The organism is Stutzerimonas stutzeri, from assembly GCF_013522825.1.
In the GTDB taxonomy this organism is placed as follows: Bacteria; Pseudomonadota; Gammaproteobacteria; order Pseudomonadales; family Pseudomonadaceae; genus Stutzerimonas; species Stutzerimonas stutzeri_AK.
In genome coordinates this window covers 53,549-72,372 of record NZ_JAAMQZ010000007.1, presented here as the reverse complement: position 1 = coordinate 72,372, position 18,824 = coordinate 53,549, and the positions used below count along the sequence as shown (strand labels likewise).

20 protein-coding genes are annotated in these 18,824 nt (G+C 59.5%); 18 read left to right on the top strand and 2 right to left on the bottom strand.

All coding sequences use genetic code 11. The features are described from left to right. Positions 1-51: 51 nt before the first annotated feature. Positions 52-804: a flagellar basal body P-ring formation chaperone FlgA gene (gene flgA / locus G7020_RS06565; RefSeq protein WP_258189264.1), complete on the bottom strand. Its 753-nt coding sequence runs from the start codon at positions 802-804 to the stop codon at positions 52-54. A gap of 81 nt (positions 805-885) precedes the next feature. On the opposite strand from flgA, the gene G7020_RS06560 reads away from it, so the two are divergent. The 18 genes from G7020_RS06560 (at position 886) to G7020_RS06475 (ending at position 17,045) form a co-directional block, all read left to right on the top strand. Beyond that, positions 886-1,812, top strand: a complete 927-nt coding sequence (locus tag G7020_RS06560; protein WP_181083131.1) for a chemotaxis protein CheV — start codon at positions 886-888, stop codon at positions 1,810-1,812. Positions 1,813-1,851: 39 nt separating this feature from the next. Then, on the top strand, positions 1,852-2,676 hold the full coding sequence (gene cheR, locus G7020_RS06555; protein ID WP_423835567.1) for a protein-glutamate O-methyltransferase CheR: 825 nt from the start codon (positions 1,852-1,854) through the stop codon (positions 2,674-2,676). 203 nt (positions 2,677-2,879) lie between these two features. Further along, positions 2,880-3,284 carry a flagellar basal body rod protein FlgB gene (gene flgB, locus G7020_RS06550; RefSeq protein WP_181083185.1) on the top strand — a complete coding sequence of 135 codons (405 nt, stop codon included), beginning with the start codon at positions 2,880-2,882 and terminating at the stop codon, positions 3,282-3,284. A gap of 14 nt (positions 3,285-3,298) precedes the next feature. After that, positions 3,299-3,742, top strand: a complete 444-nt coding sequence (flgC, locus tag G7020_RS06545; RefSeq protein ID WP_181083129.1) for a flagellar basal body rod protein FlgC — start codon at positions 3,299-3,301, stop codon at positions 3,740-3,742. 18 nt (positions 3,743-3,760) lie between these two features. Beyond that, positions 3,761-4,438, top strand: a complete 678-nt coding sequence (flgD, locus tag G7020_RS06540) for a flagellar hook assembly protein FlgD (protein ID WP_181083128.1) — start codon at positions 3,761-3,763, stop codon at positions 4,436-4,438. A gap of 56 nt (positions 4,439-4,494) precedes the next feature. Further along, the gene (flgE, locus tag G7020_RS06535; protein ID WP_181083127.1) at positions 4,495-5,907 is read left to right on the top strand and encodes a flagellar hook protein FlgE; all 1,413 of its coding nucleotides are present in this window, start codon (positions 4,495-4,497) and stop codon (positions 5,905-5,907) included. Positions 5,908-6,081: 174 nt separating this feature from the next. Further along, entirely contained in the window at positions 6,082-6,822 is a 741-nt protein-coding gene (gene flgF, locus G7020_RS06530; protein WP_181083126.1) for a flagellar basal-body rod protein FlgF, read from the top strand. 45 nt (positions 6,823-6,867) lie between these two features. Continuing rightward, complete coding sequence (flgG, locus tag G7020_RS06525) at positions 6,868-7,653, top strand: flagellar basal-body rod protein FlgG (protein WP_181083125.1); 786 nt, start codon at positions 6,868-6,870, stop codon at positions 7,651-7,653. A 77-nt stretch (positions 7,654-7,730) separates the two neighbouring features. After that, complete coding sequence (gene flgH, locus G7020_RS06520; protein WP_181083124.1) at positions 7,731-8,426, top strand: flagellar basal body L-ring protein FlgH; 696 nt, start codon at positions 7,731-7,733, stop codon at positions 8,424-8,426. A gap of 11 nt (positions 8,427-8,437) precedes the next feature. After that, positions 8,438-9,538 (top strand): flagellar basal body P-ring protein FlgI, encoded by a 1,101-nt coding sequence (locus G7020_RS06515; protein WP_181083123.1) that lies wholly within the window; start codon positions 8,438-8,440, stop codon positions 9,536-9,538. Between the two features lie 277 nt (positions 9,539-9,815). Then, the gene (flgJ, locus tag G7020_RS06510; protein WP_181083122.1) at positions 9,816-10,997 is read left to right on the top strand and encodes a flagellar assembly peptidoglycan hydrolase FlgJ; all 1,182 of its coding nucleotides are present in this window, start codon (positions 9,816-9,818) and stop codon (positions 10,995-10,997) included. Between the two features lie 3 nt (positions 10,998-11,000). Then, complete coding sequence (gene flgK / locus G7020_RS06505) at positions 11,001-13,031, top strand: flagellar hook-associated protein FlgK (protein WP_181083121.1); 2,031 nt, start codon at positions 11,001-11,003, stop codon at positions 13,029-13,031. Positions 13,032-13,042: 11 nt separating this feature from the next. Continuing rightward, the gene (gene flgL, locus G7020_RS06500; protein ID WP_181083120.1) at positions 13,043-14,305 is read left to right on the top strand and encodes a flagellar hook-associated protein FlgL; all 1,263 of its coding nucleotides are present in this window, start codon (positions 13,043-13,045) and stop codon (positions 14,303-14,305) included. A 134-nt stretch (positions 14,306-14,439) separates the two neighbouring features. Continuing rightward, on the top strand, positions 14,440-14,754 hold the full coding sequence (locus G7020_RS06495) for a ComEA family DNA-binding protein (RefSeq protein ID WP_181083119.1): 315 nt from the start codon (positions 14,440-14,442) through the stop codon (positions 14,752-14,754). Between the two features lie 509 nt (positions 14,755-15,263). Continuing rightward, entirely contained in the window at positions 15,264-15,701 is a 438-nt protein-coding gene (locus G7020_RS06490; protein ID WP_181083118.1) for a YkvA family protein, read from the top strand. A gap of 176 nt (positions 15,702-15,877) precedes the next feature. After that, positions 15,878-16,201: a helix-turn-helix domain-containing protein gene (locus G7020_RS06485; protein WP_181083117.1), complete on the top strand. Its 324-nt coding sequence runs from the start codon at positions 15,878-15,880 to the stop codon at positions 16,199-16,201. Beyond that, positions 16,183-16,578 carry a hypothetical protein gene (locus G7020_RS06480; RefSeq protein WP_181083116.1) on the top strand — a complete coding sequence of 132 codons (396 nt, stop codon included), beginning with the start codon at positions 16,183-16,185 and terminating at the stop codon, positions 16,576-16,578. Before G7020_RS06485 ends, G7020_RS06480 begins: the two co-directional genes overlap by 19 nt. Next, positions 16,578-17,045, top strand: coding sequence for a sel1 repeat family protein (locus G7020_RS06475; protein ID WP_181083184.1), 468 nt, complete (start codon positions 16,578-16,580; stop codon positions 17,043-17,045). The genes G7020_RS06480 and G7020_RS06475 overlap by 1 nt, the downstream gene beginning before the upstream one ends. Here the strand turns inward: G7020_RS06475 and G7020_RS06470 are convergent. Continuing rightward, entirely contained in the window at positions 17,012-18,808 is a 1,797-nt protein-coding gene (locus tag G7020_RS06470; protein WP_181083115.1) for a bifunctional diguanylate cyclase/phosphodiesterase, read from the bottom strand. The two genes, G7020_RS06475 and G7020_RS06470, sit on opposite strands and share 34 nt — an antisense overlap. Between the last annotated feature and the right edge of the window lie 16 nt (positions 18,809-18,824).

Sequence of the window (18,824 nt, the reverse complement as noted above, 5' to 3'; positions counted from 1 at the left end):
GGCAGTGCACTGCAAAACTTTAGCTTTATTTCAGCTCGCAGCAGATTGCGCTTACATCAGAACCTCTACCTGACCAGGGCCTGTGACCCTTGCCCTGATCACCCGTCCGGATCGCTGGTTCTTGACCCTGATCTGGCTGCCCAGTGCTCCATCTGACAGCGCTTCGCCCGGCATTCTCACATTTATCGTCGAATTTTTCGCGCTGATTACTACCTGATCGCCCTTGCGTACAATTTCCGCTGGCGAAACATAGCTGGGGGGCAACACCTGATCCGGCTGTGCGGCGCGGGTCAGCTTGTTGCCGAGCGCCTGGTCGAGCGAAGTCAGGTAGCCCTGATTCAGCAGGCCGACATCCCGTTCGGCAAGCATTATGTCGGCGGCTTCGAGGGTGCTGTTGCGTTGCAGGGGGCGCCTGGCCACGACGACCTCGCGAAACAGATGAATCTGTGCGGGCACGAAAACGGACCAGGGTGCCGAGCCTTCACAGCTCACCCGGACGGTGGCCCGGCCGACCGGCTGGGCAGGACTTTCGAGTTTTGTCGTCAAGGGCTGATCGCACAGGGCCAGACGCAGGCGCGGGTCCAGGCGGTTGATCTCGATCTGGTGGCGCGCCTGGATTTGGCTACGCTGCAAGTATTGTGCTACCTCGTGCTCAAGAAAATCACGGGTGGCGCCGATAAGCTGTTCGGGTCGCGTTACCGTTGCCGATTCGGCAAACTGGCCCAGGCCGCAAAAAAGCGGCAAAAGGATCGTTCTGAAAAGAACCCTGCAGGGACGCCGGAAAAAAGTCATCTGTTCGCTCATGGCTCACACGAAGCAAGGTGCGTGCCGTCAAGCTCAGTCGAAGCGTCTATATGCCCATCGCGCAAGCAAGAGGAAACTGGCATGGCCGGTGTATTGGATTCGGTTAATCAGCGTACTCAGCTGGTAGGGCAAAACCGCCTGGAGTTGCTGTTGTTCAGGCTGGAAGGCAAGCAGCTCTACGGAATCAATGTGTTCAAGGTCAGGGAAGTGCTGCAATGCCCCCGGCTGACCCACATGCCCAAGTCGAGCCCGGTCGTTCGTGGCGTTGCGAACATACGGGGTAGCACGCTTTCCATCCTCGATCTCTCGCTGGCAACCGGCAAGCCGGGGCTGGATGATCTGACCAACAGCTTCGCCATCATCGTCGAATACAACACCAGGGTTCTCGGTTTTCTGGTGCATTCGGTCGAGCGGATCGTCAACATGAACTGGGAGGATATCCTTCCGCCGCCTCAGGGCGTGGGGTCTGATCATTACCTGACGGCTGTGACTCATGTGGATGGCCAGATGGTCGAAATCATCGACGTTGAAAAGGTCTTGGCCGAGGTTGCGCCCGTCTCCGAGCTGGTCTCGGTCGGTATCACGGATGACGAGACGCACAGCCGTGCATCTTCCAGTCGCGTGCTGATCGTCGATGATTCTTCGGTGGCGCGAAAGCAGATCATTCGCTGTCTGCAGGGATTGGGTATCGAGGTGATCGCGAAAAACGACGGTCGGCAGGCGCTGGACTATCTGAAGGGGCTTATCGCCGAGGGCAAGAAGCCATCCGAGGAGTTCGTGATGATGATTTCCGACATCGAGATGCCGGAAATGGACGGTTATACGCTCACCACCGAGGTTCGTCAGGATCCGGCTATGGGTGATATGCATATTCTGCTGCATACTTCGCTCTCCGGTGTGTTCAACCAGAGCATGGTCAAGCGTGTCGGAGCAGATGATTTCCTCGCCAAGTTCCAGCCGGACGACCTGGCTAGTCGAGTGATTGAGCGAATCCGGACTACGGATTGATGTCGAGGCAATGTCCTCTTGAATGGTGAGGCGTTATTAGTGTCAGGTGATCTGGATTTCGATCAGTTTCGGGTGTTCCTGGAAAAGAGTTGCGGCATTCTTCTGGGCGGCAACAAGCAATATCTCGTGTCTAGCCGTCTCAACAAACTGATGGAACAGCACGGGCTGAAGAGCCTCGGCGAACTGGTTCGACAAATCCAGGCGCAACCACACCGGGGATTGCGCGAGCAGGTCATCGATGCGATGACGACCAACGAAACGCTCTGGTTTCGTGACGCCTATCCCTTCGAGGTGCTCAGAAGCCGCGTGCTGCCGGAATTGCTCAAGACTGCTTCCGGCCAGCGCCTGCGCATCTGGTCGGCAGCCTGCTCGTCGGGACAGGAGCCCTATTCGCTGTCGATGACCATCGATGAGTACGAGCGAAGCAATCCGGGCCAGCCCAAGCCGTCGGTGCAGATCGTCGCGACCGAGCTGTCGGGCACCATGCTCGCGGCATGCAAGGCCGCCGAGTACGACAGCCTGGCCATTGCGCGCGGGCTGTCGAGTGAGCGGTTGCAGCGTTACTTCGATGTCAAGGCGCCTGGGCGCTGGGTCGTCAAGCCGGCCATCCGCAGCCGCGTGGAGTTTCGCGTGCAGAATCTTCTCGACAGCTATGCCGTGCTGGGCAAGTTCGACGTGGTGTTCTGCCGGAATGTGCTCATCTACTTCTCTGCGGATGTGAAGAAGGACATTCTCAAGCGCATCCATGCCACCCTGAAACCAGGCGGCTATCTGTTTCTGGGTGCTTCCGAGGCGCTCAACGGCCTGCCCGAGTTGTATCAGATGGTTCAGTGCAGTCCTGGCATCATCTACAAGGCCAAGTGAGTCTCCGGCTTGCCCTGCAATAGCGGCAAAAAAATGTCGCCTTCTGGACTGAGGGCGGCAAAACACTGGAAAAGCCTTGCCGCTTTTGACACCTTTGCCCCGCCTTTCTTTTAAAAACCCTTGTATATCAATGCTTTGACGTAATGGCACGGCCTTTGCTGGTGTTTGCCCAGGCAGACTTGTATCCGGCAGAGGGCCAGATCATGAGCATCAGTTTCGACAAGGCGCTTGGCATTCATGAAAAAGCGCTCGGCTTTCGTGCGCAGCGCGCTGAAGTGCTGGCCAACAATATCGCCAACGCAGACACGCCCAATTACAAGGCGCGGGATCTGGACTTCAGTGCCGTTCTGGCTGAGCAGAACAGCAAGAATCAGAGCGGTTTTGGCGTGGCCGTGACCAGCAGCAGGCACATCGCCGCCGAGGGGATGGAAATTGCCGATCCCGGCTTGCGCTTTCGTACCCCCACGCATGCATCGCTGGATCAGAACACGGTCGACATGCAGGTGGAGCAGGCGACCTATGCCGAAAATGCCATCGATTTCCAGGCGAGCTTTACTCTGCTCAACAGTAAATTCAAAGGGCTGATCAGCGCCCTGCGCGGCGAATAACAAGGAGCAGCACCATGTCACTTAGCAGTGTCTTCAATATCGCCGGTAGCGGCATGAGTGCCCAGAGCACGCGCCTGAATACCATCTCCAGCAATATCGCCAACGCCGAGACCGTGTCCTCCAGCGTTGACCAGACCTATCGTGCGCGCCACCCGGTGTTCGCCACCGTCCTGCAGCAGGCCAATGGCGCACCGAACGAATCGCTGTTCGCCGGTCAGGATCAGGCCGGCGCCGGCGTTCAGGTGCTGGGTGTGGTGGAGGACCAGAGCGAGCTGCAGGCGCGTTACGAGCCCAACCATCCCGCTGCGAACGAAGAGGGGTATGTGTATTACCCGAACGTCAATGTGGTGGAAGAGATGGCTGACATGATTTCGGCCAGTCGCTCGTTCCAGACCAATGCCGAGTTGATGAACACGGCCAAGACCATGCTGCAGAAAGTTCTGACCCTGGGCCAGTAACCCTTACGAGAGATTGCCATGAGCACTACAGGCGGCGTCGACGGTACCGGTTCGGTACTCGATCAATACCAGTTCGGCAAGGATCGCGAGGTCAAGGGCAACGACCTTGGCAAGAACGAGTTTCTCGAGCTGCTGGTAGCCCAGTTGAACAACCAGAACCCGTTGGAACCCCAGGAAAATGGCGAATTCATCGGCCAATTGGCACAGTTCAGTACGGTCGAGGGTGTCGAGAAGCTGAATTCAAGTATGGAAACCATTCTTTCCGGCTATCAGTCTTCGCAGGCGCTTCAAGCGTCTTCGCTGGTCGGTCGCAAGGTGATCGTGCCGACCGAGAAAGCAGTGGTGGATACCAGCGAGACCTTCAAGGCCAGCCTGATCCTGCCCACCAGCAGCAGCAACGTCTATGTCAATATTTATGACGAGGCTGGCTCGGTGGTCAATCGGATCAATATGGGCTCACAGGAAGCAGGCAATGTCTCCTTCATGTGGGACGGCAAGGATGCCAGCGGCAATACCGTGCCGCCCGGTACCTACAAGTTCGAAGCGCAGGCCACCTACGGCGGTGAAACCAAGGGTCTTTATACGCTGCTGCCAGCAAACGTCGACAGTGTGACGCTGGGTGGTAACGAACTGCTGCTCAACCTTGCCGGGCTCGGCAGTGTTCCGCTTTCCCATGTGCAGGTCATCGGCCAATAACCATAGGCCGCAACTATCGGCTGTAACTGCCGGCAGTTCCGGCAAAGGAGCTCTTCATGTCGTTCAATATCGGCCTCAGCGGCTTGCGTGCTGCCAGCAAAGACCTCAACGTCACCGGTAACAATATCGCCAACGCCGGCACTGTCGGTTTCAAGCAGTCACGGGCGGAATTTTCCGACGTCTATGCTGCCTCGGTGATGGGGACCGGCAAGAACCCGCAGGGCAGCGGCGTGCTGATGTCCAATGTGTCCCAGCAGTTCAACCAGGGCAATATCAACTACACCCAGAATGCGCTTGATCTGGCCATCAATGGCAATGGCTTTTTCCAGGTCAGTAACAATGGTGCGGTGAGTTATACCCGTGCCGGTTACTTCGGAACCGACCGCGAAGGCTTTCTGGTGGATAACTTCGGCTACAAGTTGCAGGGCTTCCCGGTGGATGGCAATGGCAACCTGCAGAATGGTGTGGTTGGTGACCTGCAGATCCAGACCACCAACCAGGAACCGAAGTCCACTACCCGGATCGATACCGCCTTCAACCTGAACTCGACGCAGAAGTCGCCGGTGACCTGGCAGACGACCTATGACGCCGAGTTCGATAGTTCGGGAGATGCAGCTGCGGCGCTGGCGGCGGCCAATGCCACCTTCAATCCGGCTGACCCGACCACCTACAACAGTTCCACCTCCCTGAATATCTATGATTCCCAGGGTAACGCCCACGTCATGACGCAATATTTCATCAAGACCGGCGCCAACAGCTGGGATATGAAAGTGCTGATCGACGGGCGCAATCCGGCCGATCCTGCCGAGGAGCCGCCGCAGCCATACAATATGGGGCTGACATTCAACTCTTCCGGCGCCCTGACCGATATTGATACGGGCGGATCGGCTCTCTTCACTGTGACCCCGGATCTGAAGGTCACGCTCAATAGCGCCACGGCTGCGAACCCCAATGGCGGGTGGGTACCGGCGATCTCCGATGGCGGTACGCCGGCCACCTGGTCGCCGAACGGTGCGCTTGCCAATCCCGAGGGCATCGTCATGGATTTCAGTAAATCCAGCCAGTACGCCAGTGCCTTCGCCGTCAACAAGGTCAGTCAGGATGGTTACACCACTGGCGAGCTCGCGGGGCTGGAGATCGATGACAGCGGGGTGATCTTTGCCCGCTACACCAACGGCCAGTCCAAAGTGCAAGGGCAGATCATCCTGGCCAATTTCGCCAACGTTCAGGGCCTGACGCCTGTCGGCAAGACACAGTGGGTGCAATCCTACGAGTCCGGCGAGCCGGTGATCGGCACGCCGATGTCCGGCACCCTGGGTGCGTTGCAGGCCGGTGCGCTGGAGGACTCGAACGTCGAGCTGTCGGACCAGCTGGTCAACCTGATCGTCGCACAGCGCAACTACCAGGCGAATGCGAAGACCATCGAAACCGAAAGCGCCATTACCCAGACCATCATCAATCTGCGTTAAAGGCCGGCAGTATTCCGCCGTAGTTTCTGTGCTGAAGGCCCCATTTGGGGCCTTCTTTCTTTTAAAGACCTTTTAAATCAATCTATTACAGCTTGTCTGTGAGCGTGGCACGCTGCTTGCATTTTATCTCGCCAATAGAACCCTGGGCGTCAAGCCCGCGTCTCGGAGGTTTCGATGGACAAGATGCTCTACGTGGCCATGACCGGCGCCAGCCAGAACGCGCGCGCCCAGCAGGCCCACGCCAACAATCTGGCCAACCTGTCCACAACGGGGTTTCGTCGCGATTTCGAGCAGGCGCGGTCGATGCAGGTGTTCGGCGACAGTTTTCCGGCGCGTGTCTATGCCATGACCGAGCGCCCCGGCACCGATTTCACCTCTGGCACCCTGCAGGAGACCGGGCGGGATCTGGACGTTGCCGTAGAGGGGGATGGCTGGATCGCGGTCCAGGCGCCCGACGGCAGCGAGGCTTATGTGCGTACCGGCAGCTTCAACATCGACACCCTGGGCATGCTGCGCACCGGCGACGGTTTGCCGGTACTCGGCAATGCCGGGCCGATTGCCATTCCGCCGGAAGAGAAGGTCGAGATCGGCCACGATGGCTCCATCAGCATTCGTGCCCTGGGCGAAGACCCCAACGTGGTGGTGATGGTCGACCGCCTCAAGCTGGTCAATCCCGATTCCCGGCAGCTGGAGAAGGGCACCGACGGCATGATTCGCATGAAGGACGGCCAGCCTCTGGAGGCGGATGCGGCGGTGCGTGTGACGTCCGGCTTTCTCGAGGCGAGTAACGTCAATGCGGTGGCCGAGATGACCTCGATGCTGTCGCTGGCCCGACAGTTCGAGCTGCACGTGAAGATGATGCGTACCGCCGAAGAAGATGGCGCCGCTGCGGCCCGAGTATTGCAAATCAGCTAGTAAACAGCGCGTGGCGCCCGAATACCGGCGCATGAGGAGAAGAATATGCTTCCAGCACTTTGGGTGAGCAAGACGGGTCTGTCCGCACAGGACATGAACCTGACCACCATTTCCAACAACCTGGCCAACGTTTCCACCACCGGATTCAAGAAGGACCGTGCCGAATTTCAGGATCTGCTCTATCAGATCCGTCGCCAGCCGGGCGGGCAATCGACCCAGGACAGCGAGCTTCCTTCCGGTCTTCAGCTCGGCACGGGCGTGCGCATCGTCGGCACCCAGAAGCAGTTCACCAGCGGCAGCCTGCAAACCACCGAGCAGCCGCTGGACATGGCTATCAATGGTCGTGGCTTTTTTCAGGTACTGCTGCCCGATGGTACGGTTTCCTATTCCCGCGACGGCAGTTTTCATCTGAATGCCGACGGCCAGGTCGTGACGTCCAATGGCTACGCCCTGGAACCGGCAATCGTCGTGCCGCCGGAAACCCAGACATTCACTGTCGGTGAAGACGGTACGGTCTCGGTCACTACGCTTGGCAACCCGGCCCCACAGATCATCGGCAACCTGCAGACTGCCGACTTCGTCAACCCGGCCGGACTGCAAGCCATGGGCAGCAACCTGTTCCTGGAAACCGCCGCCAGCGGCGCGCCCCAGGTCAGCACGCCGGGCCTCAACGGTCTGGGAACCGTGGCGCAGTACACGCTGGAAAACTCCAACGTAAGTGTCGTCGAGGAGCTGGTGAACATGATCACCACCCAGCGCGCCTACGAGATGAATTCCAAGGTGATTTCCACCGCCGATCAGATGCTGTCTTTCGTAACCCAGCAGCTCTGACGTGTGCTGGCCGTTGTAGGCAGGTGGCTGAGGCGCCTGTCGCCGTTTCAATGGCCCTGACTGGGCTGAGGTGCTTCATGAGTCGCGTATTGATTGCTTTCTCGCTGGTTTCGGCTGTTGCGCTGAGCGGTTGCGTCGCCCCCGCACCCAAGCCTGACGATCCCTATTACGCCCCGGTATTGCCACGCACGCCGCTGCCGGCGGCGCAGAACAATGGCGCTATCTATCAGGCCGGTTTCGAGACCAGCCTGTTCGATGACCGCAAGGCTTTCCGGGTCGGGGACATCATTACCATCACGCTCAACGAGCGGACCCAGGCCAGCAAGAACGCCAACTCGCAGATTTCCAAGGATAGCAATGCCAACATCGGGCTCGGTTCGCTGTTCGGCGGCGCGGTATCGATGGCTAACCCGCTGACTGGCAACACGATGTCGCTTGACGCTCAGTTCGACGCTTCGCGCGAAGCCTCCGGCGCAGGCCAGGCGGGGCAGAGCAACAGCCTGTCCGGCTCGATCACCGTCACCGTGTCCGAGGTGTTGCCCAACGGCATTCTGGCGATTCGTGGCGAGAAGTGGCTGACGCTCAATACCGGTGATGAACTGGTGCGTATCGCCGGCCTGGTGCGTGCGGACGATATCGCCACCGATAACACTGTTTCGTCCATGCGCGTGGCGGATGCGCGTATCACCTATTCAGGCACGGGCGCTTTCGCCGATGCGAGTCAGCCAGGTTGGCTGAGCCGCTTCTTCGTCAGCCCGCTGTGGCCGTTCTGAGGGTCATCGTCATGTTCAGAAAAGCCATCGTGCTTCTCGGCCTGCTCGCCATCGGCGCATCGGCCCACGCCGAGCGCCTCAAGGATATCGCCACCATCCAGGGCGTGCGCAGCAACCAGCTGATCGGCTACGGCCTGGTCGTCGGCCTCAACGGCAGCGGCGACCAGACCACGCAGACGCCGTTTACCGTACAGACCTTCAACAACATGCTGGCGCAGTTCGGCATCAAGGTGCCCGCGGGCGGCAACGTCCAGTTGAAGAACGTCGCCGCGGTTTCCATCCATGCCGACCTGCCGCCTTTCGCCAAGCCTGGCCAGACCATCGACATCACGGTGTCGTCCATCGGCAACGCCAAGAGCCTGCGCGGCGGCAGCTTGCTGATGTCGCCGCTCAAGGGGATCGACGGTAACGTCTATGCCATCGCCCAGGGCAACCTGGTAGTGGGCGGTTTCGATGCCGGTGGCGCCGACGGCTCGCGGATTACCGTCAATGTGCCTTCGGCCGGACGCATTCCCGGCGGCGCGACGGTCGAGCGGCCGGTGCCGACTGCCTTCAACCAGGGCAACACGCTGACGCTGAACCTCAATCGTCCGGATTTCACCACGGCGAAGAACATCGTCGATCAGATCAATGACCTGCTCGGGCCGGGTGTGGCGCAGGCGCTCGATGGCGGTTCGGTCAGTATCACTGCGCCGCTGGACCCCAGTCAGCGGGTCGATTACCTGTCGATTCTGGAGAATCTTGAGGTCGATGTCGGCCAGGCAATGGCCAAGGTCATCATCAACTCGCGCACCGGCACCATCGTCATTGGCCAGAACGTGCGTGTGCAGCCGGCGGCGGTGACCCATGGCAGCCTGACCGTGACCATTTCCGAAGACCCGCAGGTCAGCCAGCCCAATCCGTTTTCCGATGGGCAGACGGTGGTCGTGCCCAACTCCAGGGTTCGGGCCGAGGAAGAAGCCAAGCCGATGTTCAAGTTCGGCCCTGGCACCACGCTGGACGAAATCGTTCGGGCGGTGAATCAGGTAGGCGCTGCGCCCAGTGATCTGATGGCCATTCTCGAAGCGCTCAAGCAGGCAGGTGCGCTGCAAGCCGACCTGATCGTGATTTAGGGTCTGTTGACGTTTCGCTCGCGACCGCGCCGGAGCCTGTTTTTGCGCGGAGCAAGGCATGAGGAGAGAAGTTTGGTCATTCCAAATGAACGACGAATAACGCAGCGCCGCGCAAAAACAGGCCCGGCCCTTCGGGTTGCGCGGCAAATATCGCCATGCGGCGTTGCGGAACTTGGCAAGGGAATGACCCTTGCCTGCGTCCCGCGCCTTGCCTGGCGATATTTGGCGCAGCAACGCGGCTTGCGCCGAAACGTCAACAGACCCTAAGGACGAGGACATGGAAAATCGACTGGGGCTCGGCCAGCGCACGCTTGACAGTGGCAGCTACTCCGACCTGAATCGCCTGAACCAGCTCAAGGTGGGCAAGGATCGGGATGGCGAAGAGAACGTGCGCAAGGTGGCGCAGGAGTTCGAGTCGCTGTTCCTCAATGAAATGCTCAAGTCGATGCGTTCGGCTACCGAGGTGCTGTCCCAGGACAATCCGCTCAACAGCCAGGCCAGCAAGCAGTACCAGGATATGCATGACCAGCAGCTTTCGGTCACCCTGGCCAGAGAAGGCGGTGGCATCGGTCTGGCTGATGTGCTGATGCGGCAGTTGAACAAGCGGCAGGAGCCTGCTGAAAAGCCCAATCCGTTCAATCAGGTTGCGCAAACGACAGGCGCCAAATGGGCAAGCAATCCGAACGCCGTAGCAGAACCCGCCAGGGATGATTCCCGGCTGCTCAATCAGCGGCGTCTGGCATTGCCGGGCAAGCTTGCCGCAATGGCCGCGACCTCTGTCGAGATCGCTAAAAACAATCCTGAAAGCCAGCAGTCGGGCAAGCCGCAGTCATTAGTGAATACCGACTGGCAGCCGGCTACGGCTTTCGCCGCGCCGCAGGACAAGCCGTTGACCGTCAACGGCGTCGAAGCGACGGCAGCCCGTCCTCCGAGCAAGACCCGTTTCGATTCGCCGGCAGAATTCATCGCCACCATGCTGCCCATGGCCGAAAAAGCCGCTGCGCGGCTTGGGGTTGAACCACGTTTCCTGGTCGCCCAGGCTGCCTTGGAGACCGGCTGGGGCAAGTCCATGATCCGTCAGCAGGACGGCAGTAACAGTCACAACCTGTTCGGCATCAAGGCCACCGGCTGGAAAGGCGCATCGGCGACCGTCACGACCACCGAATATGTCAACGGCAAGGCCACTCGCGAAAAGGCGGGATTTCGCGCCTATGACTCCTTCGAGCAGAGCTTCAATGACTACGTGAGACTGCTGGAGAACAACGGTCGCTATCAGAAGGCGATCCAGGTGGCGAGCACGTCCGGCGACTCGGAAGGCTTCGTCAACGAATTGCAGCGGGCCGGTTATGCCACCGACCCGCAGTACGCGCGCAAGATCAACCAGATCGCGCGCAAGGTACAGACCTATCAAACCATTGCCGACGCCAGCACGGCGTCCGCCATGCGGACCAGAGGCTAAAACATGTCTGACCTACTGAGCATTGGCCTGTCGGGCCTCTCCGCCAGCAAGACCCAGCTGTCCATCACCGGCCACAACATCACCAACGTCAACACGCCGGGCTATAGCCGCCAGGATGCGACCCAGGCGACGCGTTCGCCGCAGTTCAGCGGCGCTGGTTATATCGGCTCCGGCACCACGCTGGTGGAGATTCGCCGGACCTACAGTGAATTCCTCACCAACCAGTTGCGCAGCAGCACCGCGTTGAGCAGTGATGTCGAGGCTTACAAGAGCCAGATCAATCAACTTGATTCGTTGCTGGCCGGTACTACCACGGGCATCACCCCATCCTTGCAGAAATTCTTCTCGGCGCTGCAGACGGCTGCCGAAGATCCGGCCAATATCCCGGCCAGGCAACTGGTGCTGGCGGAAGCCGAAGGGCTGTCGCGTCGCTTCAATACCGTTTATGACCGGCTTTCGGAGCAGAACAGCTTCACCAACAAGCAGATGTCCGCCGTAACCGACCAGGTCAACCGGCTGGCGGGGAGTATCGGCAGCCTGAACGAGGCCATCGCTGTCGCTGCCGCCAACGGCAAGCAACCCAATGACCTGCTCGATGCGCGGGATGAGGCGGTGCGCGAGCTGTCGACCTATATCGGTGTCACCGTGGTTCCGCAGGACGACAGCAGCTTCAATATCTTCATCGGCAGCGGCCAGCCACTGGTGGTGGGCGGTAGTGCAGCGCGGCTGGAAGTCGTGCCGGGTCAGGGCGATCCCAACCGCCATGAGGTGCAGTTCGTCAGCGGCGGCTCGCGGCAGGGCATCACCTCGCAGATCACCGGCGGCGAGCTGGGCGGGCTGATCCGTTATCGCGAAGAAGTGCTGGATTCGACCATGAACTCGCTGGGCCGACTGGCGCTGGCGGTCAGCGACCAGGTCAATAGTCAACTGGGGCAAGGCCTGGATCTGAAGGGGCAGGTGGGCTCGGCACTGTTTGGAAATTACAACGATGAGGCGCTGGCAAAACTGCGCGTCAATGCCTTCGTTGGCAATGCCAGCAACGCGCAGCCGGCGCTGAACATCACCGACACCAGCGTGCTGACCACCAGCGACTACCTGATGGAATATGACGGCAGCCTCCCGAGCGGCTACAAGGTCCGGCGGTTGAGCGACAACCAGCCGATGACGGTGCAGAACAACGGCGGCGTCCTGTCCTTCACCGACCCGAATGGTCGCGTTCAGGGTTTCGAGGTCGTCGTGGGCAATCCACCGCCTGCACTCAATGACAAGTTCACCCTGCAGCCCACGCGACGCGGCGCCACGGATATCAGCACCGTGCTCGATCAGGCGGACCAGTTGGCCTTTGCCGCGCCACTGCATTCCCAGGCTGAGTTGCAGAACGGGGGTAACGGCGTCATTGGCCAGCCCTCCATCGAGAATCTGCAGAACCCGCTGGTCCCGGCGGATCTGAGCAACCTGTCGCCTTTGACCCTGACCTATGCCGCGCCAGTCGCACCGGCTACCACGGGGACTTTCACATTGAGCGCGCCTGCTGGCGTTACGGTCTCACCGGCCACCCTGAGCATTACCCCGGGGCAGAGCAATACCCTCAACTACACGGTCACCTCGGGTGGCAGCACCGTTGAAATCTCACAGACCTTCAGCGGTCGTCCCGCCGAGGGGGACGAGTTCACCCTGGAATACAACCAGAGCGGCGTATCGGACAACCGCAACGCCCTGAAACTGGTCGATCTGCAAAGCAAGCAGACCGTGGGTGTCGATAACAATGTGCCGGGTTCGGGCTTCAGTCTCACCGATGGCTACGGTGAGCTGGTCGAGCGGGTCGGCACCCTGACCGCCCAGGCCCGGATGGACAGCGAGGCCACCGGCGCGATCCTCAAGCAGGCCCAGGACAATCGCGACTCGTTGTCGGCGGTGAATCTCGACGAAGAAGCCGCCAACCTGATCAAGTTCGAGCAGTACTACAACGCCTCGGCTCAGATCATTCAAGTTGCGCGCTCTCTGTTCGATACATTGATCAGCACCTTCCGCTAATAGGCCCGACCATGCGCATCTCCACCTTGCAATCCTTCAACAATGGCGTCGCCGGGCTGCAGCGCAACTACGCCAACGCGATCCGGACCCAGGAACAGATCAGCTCCGGCAACCGTATTCTTACGCCGGCCGACGATCCGGTCGCTTCGGTGCGCCTGTTGCAGCTCGAACAGCAACAGAACGTGCTCGGCCAGTACAACGCCAACCTGACGGCGGCGGACAACAGCCTGACCCAGGAAGAAGTGACACTCAGCTCGGTGAATACCGTGCTGCTTCGCGTGCGCGAACTGGCTCTGCGGGCCGGCAACGGTTCTCTCGATGCTGAGGATCGCAAATCCATCGCTGCCGAGCTGCGTGAGCGTGAAGACGAGCTGCTGTCGCTGATGAATACCCGCAATGCGCGCGGCGAGTACCTGTTCTCCGGCTTCCAGGGCAAGACCCAGCCTTTCGTGCGCGGCGCGGATGGCAGTTACAGCTATCAGGGGGATGAAGGCCAGCGCAAGCTGCAGATCGCCAGTTCGTTGAACATCGCCATCAGCGACAACGGCAAGGCGGTATTCGAGAATGTGACCAACGCAGGGCGATATACCGTATCGACTCCACCCCCACCAGGCTCGACGTGGAGCGTTTCCGCGCCCCTGGTGCAGGATGAAGTGGCTGTTGCGGGGAATCCGGCATTTCCGGCGGCGGGCATTGGTATCCACTTCACGTCCGATACCGATTACATCGTCTACGATCTGGCCAATCCACCTGGCGATTTCTCCGATCCCTATGCCGACCCGTCTCAGGTGATCGATTCGGGAGTGGTCGATGGTGATGAGAAAACTGCCGACGAGCTGGTTTTTCGCGGCGTGATGATCAAGTTCGATGGTGTGCCGATCCAAGGTGAATCGGTAGAAATCCGGCTGGATCCCAGCGCACAGAAGCAGGGTATTCTCGACACCATCGCCAGCCTGCGCATGACCCTGGAAGATCCGTCCTCCAGCAATGCCGACATACGCGATGCGGTGGCCGTGAGCCTGACCAATCTCGATCACGGCATGGTCAGTGTGGATGCCACCCGGGGCAACATCGGCGCGCGACGGAACGTGATCGAGACCACCCTGACCGACAACGAAGATGTGGCGCTGGTCAACAAGTCGGTGCAGGCAGAACTGCGCGAGCTGGATTACGCCGAAGCACTGTCGCGGTTGTCATTCCAGACCATCATTCTCGAAGCGGCCCAGCAGAGCTACGTGAAGATCGCGGGCCTGAATCTGTTCAACAAAATGTGATAAGAGCGCTCGAGCGATCTGAATCACAAAACAGGCAGTCCCCTGTTTGACTTGTGATGATTGCATCTTAAAGTGGTTGCGCGGCGCATGGAGTACCGCGCCGGATCATTCCGACACTCAAAAGGATGTGAACAATGAACAAGTCGTTTATCTGCGCAACATTGCTGGCCCTGCTCACTGGTTTTTCCGTGGGCGGCCACGCCGCCGAGACAAAGCCTGTCGAATCCACCAGCGTTGCGCTGGCGGCGATTGCACAAGTGAATCTCAATACCGCCGACGCCGAAACCCTGACCCGTGAACTCAAGGGAATAGGTGCGGCAAAAGCCAAGGCGATTGTCGAATACCGCGAAGCGCATGGCCCGTTCAGCTCCGTTGACGAGTTGCTGGAGGTCAAGGGTATCGGTACGTCAATCCTGGACAGAAACCGGGCCAAACTCAGCCTGAACTGAACAGGTATTTAATCGCCCTGAAGCCGGTCTTTCGACCGGCTTTTTTCGTCGTGCTTCAGGTATATACCCTGCCTATAGCAATGTGGCCCGTTGTGAGCTGCCGTGAAAAATGCTTGGCTGGCGTCTTCTCATGGCAGACAGCAAAGCTGTGATTGGCCGTGAACGCCAAGCTGCGCGTCATTGTCTCTGCTGGAACAACCTTCTTTGTCAGGAAAAGCTGAAAGCGCGTGAAAAAAGCATTGACATGTTACGGTTATGCACATTCTTGAATGCAAGCTGCCTCGCTTGTGAAAGCGGATTCACGGTTTTTCTCTGAATCACATAACCTATTGATTTATAAGCTTTTTTGAAGACTGCGCAAAAACTCGTCGATCTGTTTGGAGACCGCATCAGACGGGCGTTTGAGGCAGTCATCCATAATCTGTTCACAGTGTTATCCACAGCTTTTGTGGATAAGCGGCTGGAGCCCAAACAGGATGGGCTTTGAGGGCTGGCTTTGGAGTGCGGCGATGAAAGTACCTTGGCGATTGATGAAATATCTACCGATAGCGCAACGGGTTCTGGCCCGTGGAAGGCTGCCGGCGGTTCTTCTCGCCGTCGCTCGCAAGAGCTCCTCGCGAGGCGGGCTGATCAAGGGCCTGCGTGAGGAGCTCGGGCTGCTTCAGGCCTTGTGCGTCGCCTGGTGGCGAGGTGAATACCGGGCCGTCAGCAAACCCGCACTGATCGCAGTGGTGGCCGGCCTTCTGTATTTTCTGGCGCCACTGGATGCCATTCCGGACTGGATTCCGGGGCTTGGCTTCATCGACGACCTTGCCGTGCTGGGCTGGGTGATGCGCAAATGGTCTGGTGAGTTGGAGGCCTTCCGCACCTGGCGAGACAGCCAGTCGGCAGAGACGCGCGCAGGACTGATGCGTTTGCCTGCTGCCGATGAGCCCAAGGTGGAATAGCTGAATGACTGAATAGACGCGAAATGGCAGGGATTAATCCTTTTGTGCGCTTAATTGTCTTTAAAAAGTCAATTCATGCTTGCGTTTCACTCAGTGATGCGGCCCCTTTGGCTAAAAAGCTGTCTCCGGGCTGTTAAGATTCGCTTCTACGGAATCGAACAGCAGGTAGGTAGCGGATGAATGTTCAAACCATCATGCGGGATGGCGAGCCGGAGTATGCAGTGTTGCCCTGGGCCGACTATCAGGCTCTGCTGAATGCGCTTGGCCGGCCTTCCATCGATGCGAGCGTCAAGCCCGCCCCGGTTGCCTCGCCCAGGTTCAGCGAACTGTCGGCCTTGCGGGAAGCCAGGGGTATGAGCCAGGAAGTGCTGGCACGTTCGGTGGGTATCAGCCCGGCCTATCTGGCCCTGATCGAGCAGGGCGAGCGTGATCCGGGCGAGCCCATACGCCGTGCGCTGGCACGTGCCCTGGAGGTTGCACAATGGGACCCGCAAGTGTGAGAGACGGAGCGGCGCCGATTCGTATCAGCCGGCCACACTGGCATGCGCTGCTCGATGAGCTGAATGATGCCCGGCTGCAGCGCCATCTGGTGACCTATCGTTCCCTGCTCGAACGACTTCAACTGCCGACTCCCGCCATGCAGACCCTGACGGCTGCGCTGGAGCATCTGGCGATGCTCGATGCTCAGGCGGGACGACCGCTGCGCAGCGTGCTGGTGATCAGCCAGAGCGCCAGTCGCTTGCCAAGGACCGGGTTTTTCGAGTGCGCCGCTCGCTTGGGACGTTTTTGCGGCCCTGTTGATGGCACGGCTGCCGCCTCCTGGCATGCGGGAGAAGTGGCGCGAGTGTTTGAATTCGACTATCCGGAGGCACCGTGATACTGCTCAAGGTTCGCGCACGCGCAGGTTACTGGATTGCACGCAGGCTGATGGGGTCACGCTGGGCTGTGCAGCAGCCGAAGCTGTGGCGCTGGATGGAGGGCCAGTTTTCCCGCATGGCCGGTATTGGTGATACGCAAGCACAGAGTTTCTACGGTCATATCCTGCTTTTTCGCGGCCAGGGCTATGGTGCGAAAAGGGAAGGCATACGTTTGCTGCGTCTGGCGGCCGAGGCGGGCGATGCCAAGGCCGCCTATCAGATGGGTGTCGTCAGCCTCAGTGAAGACGCTACCCACGGCCCCGATGGCACCCAGGCAGCGTACTGGTGGAAGCGTGCGGTCGAGGCTGGCCACCCATTGGCTGCGACTCGTCTGTCGCAGCTCTACACGGCGGGTGGCCACGGCCTGGCGTGCGATAAACAGCAGGCCGAGCATTACAAGGCCAGGGCCGCCGGGCTGGGGCTCTGATCCTGGGAAGCCTGCTGTGCAGTATCAACGACGTGCAGGCTGAAACCGGAAGTGTGCTTGGCCAGGCGTTTGGCTTGCGAAGCGAGTTTGGCCAGATGCGCCGCATCGAGTTCGGCTGCGGTATCGGGTTTCACATGAACGGCACCGATGGAAAGTGAAAGCAGTGGATAGCGCTCCATGCTGCCTTGACGCCCCTCGGCGATGAAGCAACCTGCCGCAAGGTGTTCGTCATGGTAGAACGATTGGCAACGCTGCTCGAACGCAGCGAATAGACGGCTGATTTTTCCTGACCAGTCCTGTGGTCCCATGACCAGCATGAAGTCATCGCCACCGATGTGGCCGATGAAGTCACAGCTCGAATCGATCTGCTCATCAAGGCAACGGGCAAGACAGAGCAGGGCTTCGTCACCCTTGGCGTAGCCGTAAATGTCGTTGAAAGGCTTGAAGTGATCGATATCCACGTAGCAGATAACGGCTTCGCGGCCTTCGTGCAGAAGGCGTGTCAGGCATTGCTGAATGGGCACGTTGCCTGGCAGCAGGGTCAGCGGATTGGCATGGCGGGCCTGCTGGACTTTCATTTCGGTAATCAGCTTCAGTACATCGATCACCCGTCCCAGCCCGTAATACTTGCCGTTGAGAGTAATCACGAAGTCTTCCTCGATACGCTGCCGGGCGCGGCTGGTCAGCAGGCGGCTGACCTGTTGCAGCGATTGACCGACTTCCACGGCGAGAAAGTCATCGCTCATCAGTCTGCTGATGGCTTTTCGCGCCAGCAGCTCGGTCGCGAAGGGCTTGAGCAAGGCATCGGAGAGCAGGCTGCGATGAACGATACCGACAGGGGCGTTCATTGCGTCCAGGACCGCAACTGAATTCAGGTTGGCCTGCCGGCGAAACAGCTCCAGCACTTCGGCAATGGGCTGCGTGACGGAGACCGCCGACTGTTTCAGCACCAGGGCGGACAGATCCTCGCTTTGCTCATTGAATGGCCCGTCACACAGGGGCGTGTTTGGCAGTGCGCTGGCTATGTCAACGCAGGGCTTTTCTTCTGGCCGACCCAGCAGGTATCCCTGAACCAGGTCAATACCCATATCCGCGAGCACGCTCAGCTCTTCAGGCAGTTCGATGCCTTCTGCAATGACCTGTGCCTGGGCGGCTCTGGCTATCTTCAGGATCGATTCGACGAACCTGCGCTTGACGGCGTCCCGGTGAATGCCATCGATGAAGTAGCGATCGATCTTGACGTAATCCGGGCGCAGCTCCGACCACATGCGCAGGCTGGAGTAGCCGGCGCCCAGATCGTCCAGGGCGATGGAGAAGCCCATGTTGCGGTAGTGGTGCAAGGCCGTATTGAGCAGCTCGAAGTCATCGGTCGGCATCTGTTCGGTCAGTTCGATGACGACTTTGTCCGCAGGAATGCCGTATCGCTGCAGCAGCTCGAGCGTGCGGCCAGGCTTGTGGCTCGCATCGAGCAGGGTTTCTGGCGAAGCGTTGAGGAACAACCGCCCCTGCAGGTGTAGCTGGCTGTAGCGGCGGCAGGCGTTTTCGCGACAGAGCATTTCCAGCTCGTTGAGGCGGTCGCCGTGACGTGCTGCTGCGAGCAGGTTGATGGGCGAATGCAGCGAGCTATCCGACGGGCCTCGCGTCAGTGCTTCATGGCCGACTATGCGGCGTTCGGACAGTGAAATGATGGGCTGGAAAAGACTGCTGATGCCGCCGTGAGCAAGGATGTGATCGAGAGTGCTCAACTGCTCGGTGACGGTCATGATGGTTCCGTATCGT

Coding starts and splice junctions, on each gene's coding strand:
- flgA (WP_258189264.1), bottom strand. CDS start 804: ATGAGCGAACAGATGACTTTTTTCCGGCGTCCCTGCAGGGTTCTTTTC.
- G7020_RS06560 (WP_181083131.1), top strand. CDS start 886: ATGGCCGGTGTATTGGATTCGGTTAATCAGCGTACTCAGCTGGTAGGG.
- flgB (WP_181083185.1), top strand. CDS start 2,880: ATGAGCATCAGTTTCGACAAGGCGCTTGGCATTCATGAAAAAGCGCTC.
- flgC (WP_181083129.1), top strand. CDS start 3,299: ATGTCACTTAGCAGTGTCTTCAATATCGCCGGTAGCGGCATGAGTGCC.
- flgD (WP_181083128.1), top strand. CDS start 3,761: ATGAGCACTACAGGCGGCGTCGACGGTACCGGTTCGGTACTCGATCAA.
- flgE (WP_181083127.1), top strand. CDS start 4,495: ATGTCGTTCAATATCGGCCTCAGCGGCTTGCGTGCTGCCAGCAAAGAC.
- flgF (WP_181083126.1), top strand. CDS start 6,082: ATGGACAAGATGCTCTACGTGGCCATGACCGGCGCCAGCCAGAACGCG.
- flgG (WP_181083125.1), top strand. CDS start 6,868: ATGCTTCCAGCACTTTGGGTGAGCAAGACGGGTCTGTCCGCACAGGAC.
- flgH (WP_181083124.1), top strand. CDS start 7,731: ATGAGTCGCGTATTGATTGCTTTCTCGCTGGTTTCGGCTGTTGCGCTG.
- G7020_RS06515 (WP_181083123.1), top strand. CDS start 8,438: ATGTTCAGAAAAGCCATCGTGCTTCTCGGCCTGCTCGCCATCGGCGCA.
- flgJ (WP_181083122.1), top strand. CDS start 9,816: ATGGAAAATCGACTGGGGCTCGGCCAGCGCACGCTTGACAGTGGCAGC.
- flgK (WP_181083121.1), top strand. CDS start 11,001: ATGTCTGACCTACTGAGCATTGGCCTGTCGGGCCTCTCCGCCAGCAAG.
- flgL (WP_181083120.1), top strand. CDS start 13,043: ATGCGCATCTCCACCTTGCAATCCTTCAACAATGGCGTCGCCGGGCTG.
- G7020_RS06495 (WP_181083119.1), top strand. CDS start 14,440: ATGAACAAGTCGTTTATCTGCGCAACATTGCTGGCCCTGCTCACTGGT.
- G7020_RS06490 (WP_181083118.1), top strand. CDS start 15,264: ATGAAAGTACCTTGGCGATTGATGAAATATCTACCGATAGCGCAACGG.
- G7020_RS06485 (WP_181083117.1), top strand. CDS start 15,878: ATGAATGTTCAAACCATCATGCGGGATGGCGAGCCGGAGTATGCAGTG.
- G7020_RS06480 (WP_181083116.1), top strand. CDS start 16,183: ATGGGACCCGCAAGTGTGAGAGACGGAGCGGCGCCGATTCGTATCAGC.
- G7020_RS06470 (WP_181083115.1), bottom strand. CDS start 18,808: ATGACCGTCACCGAGCAGTTGAGCACTCTCGATCACATCCTTGCTCAC.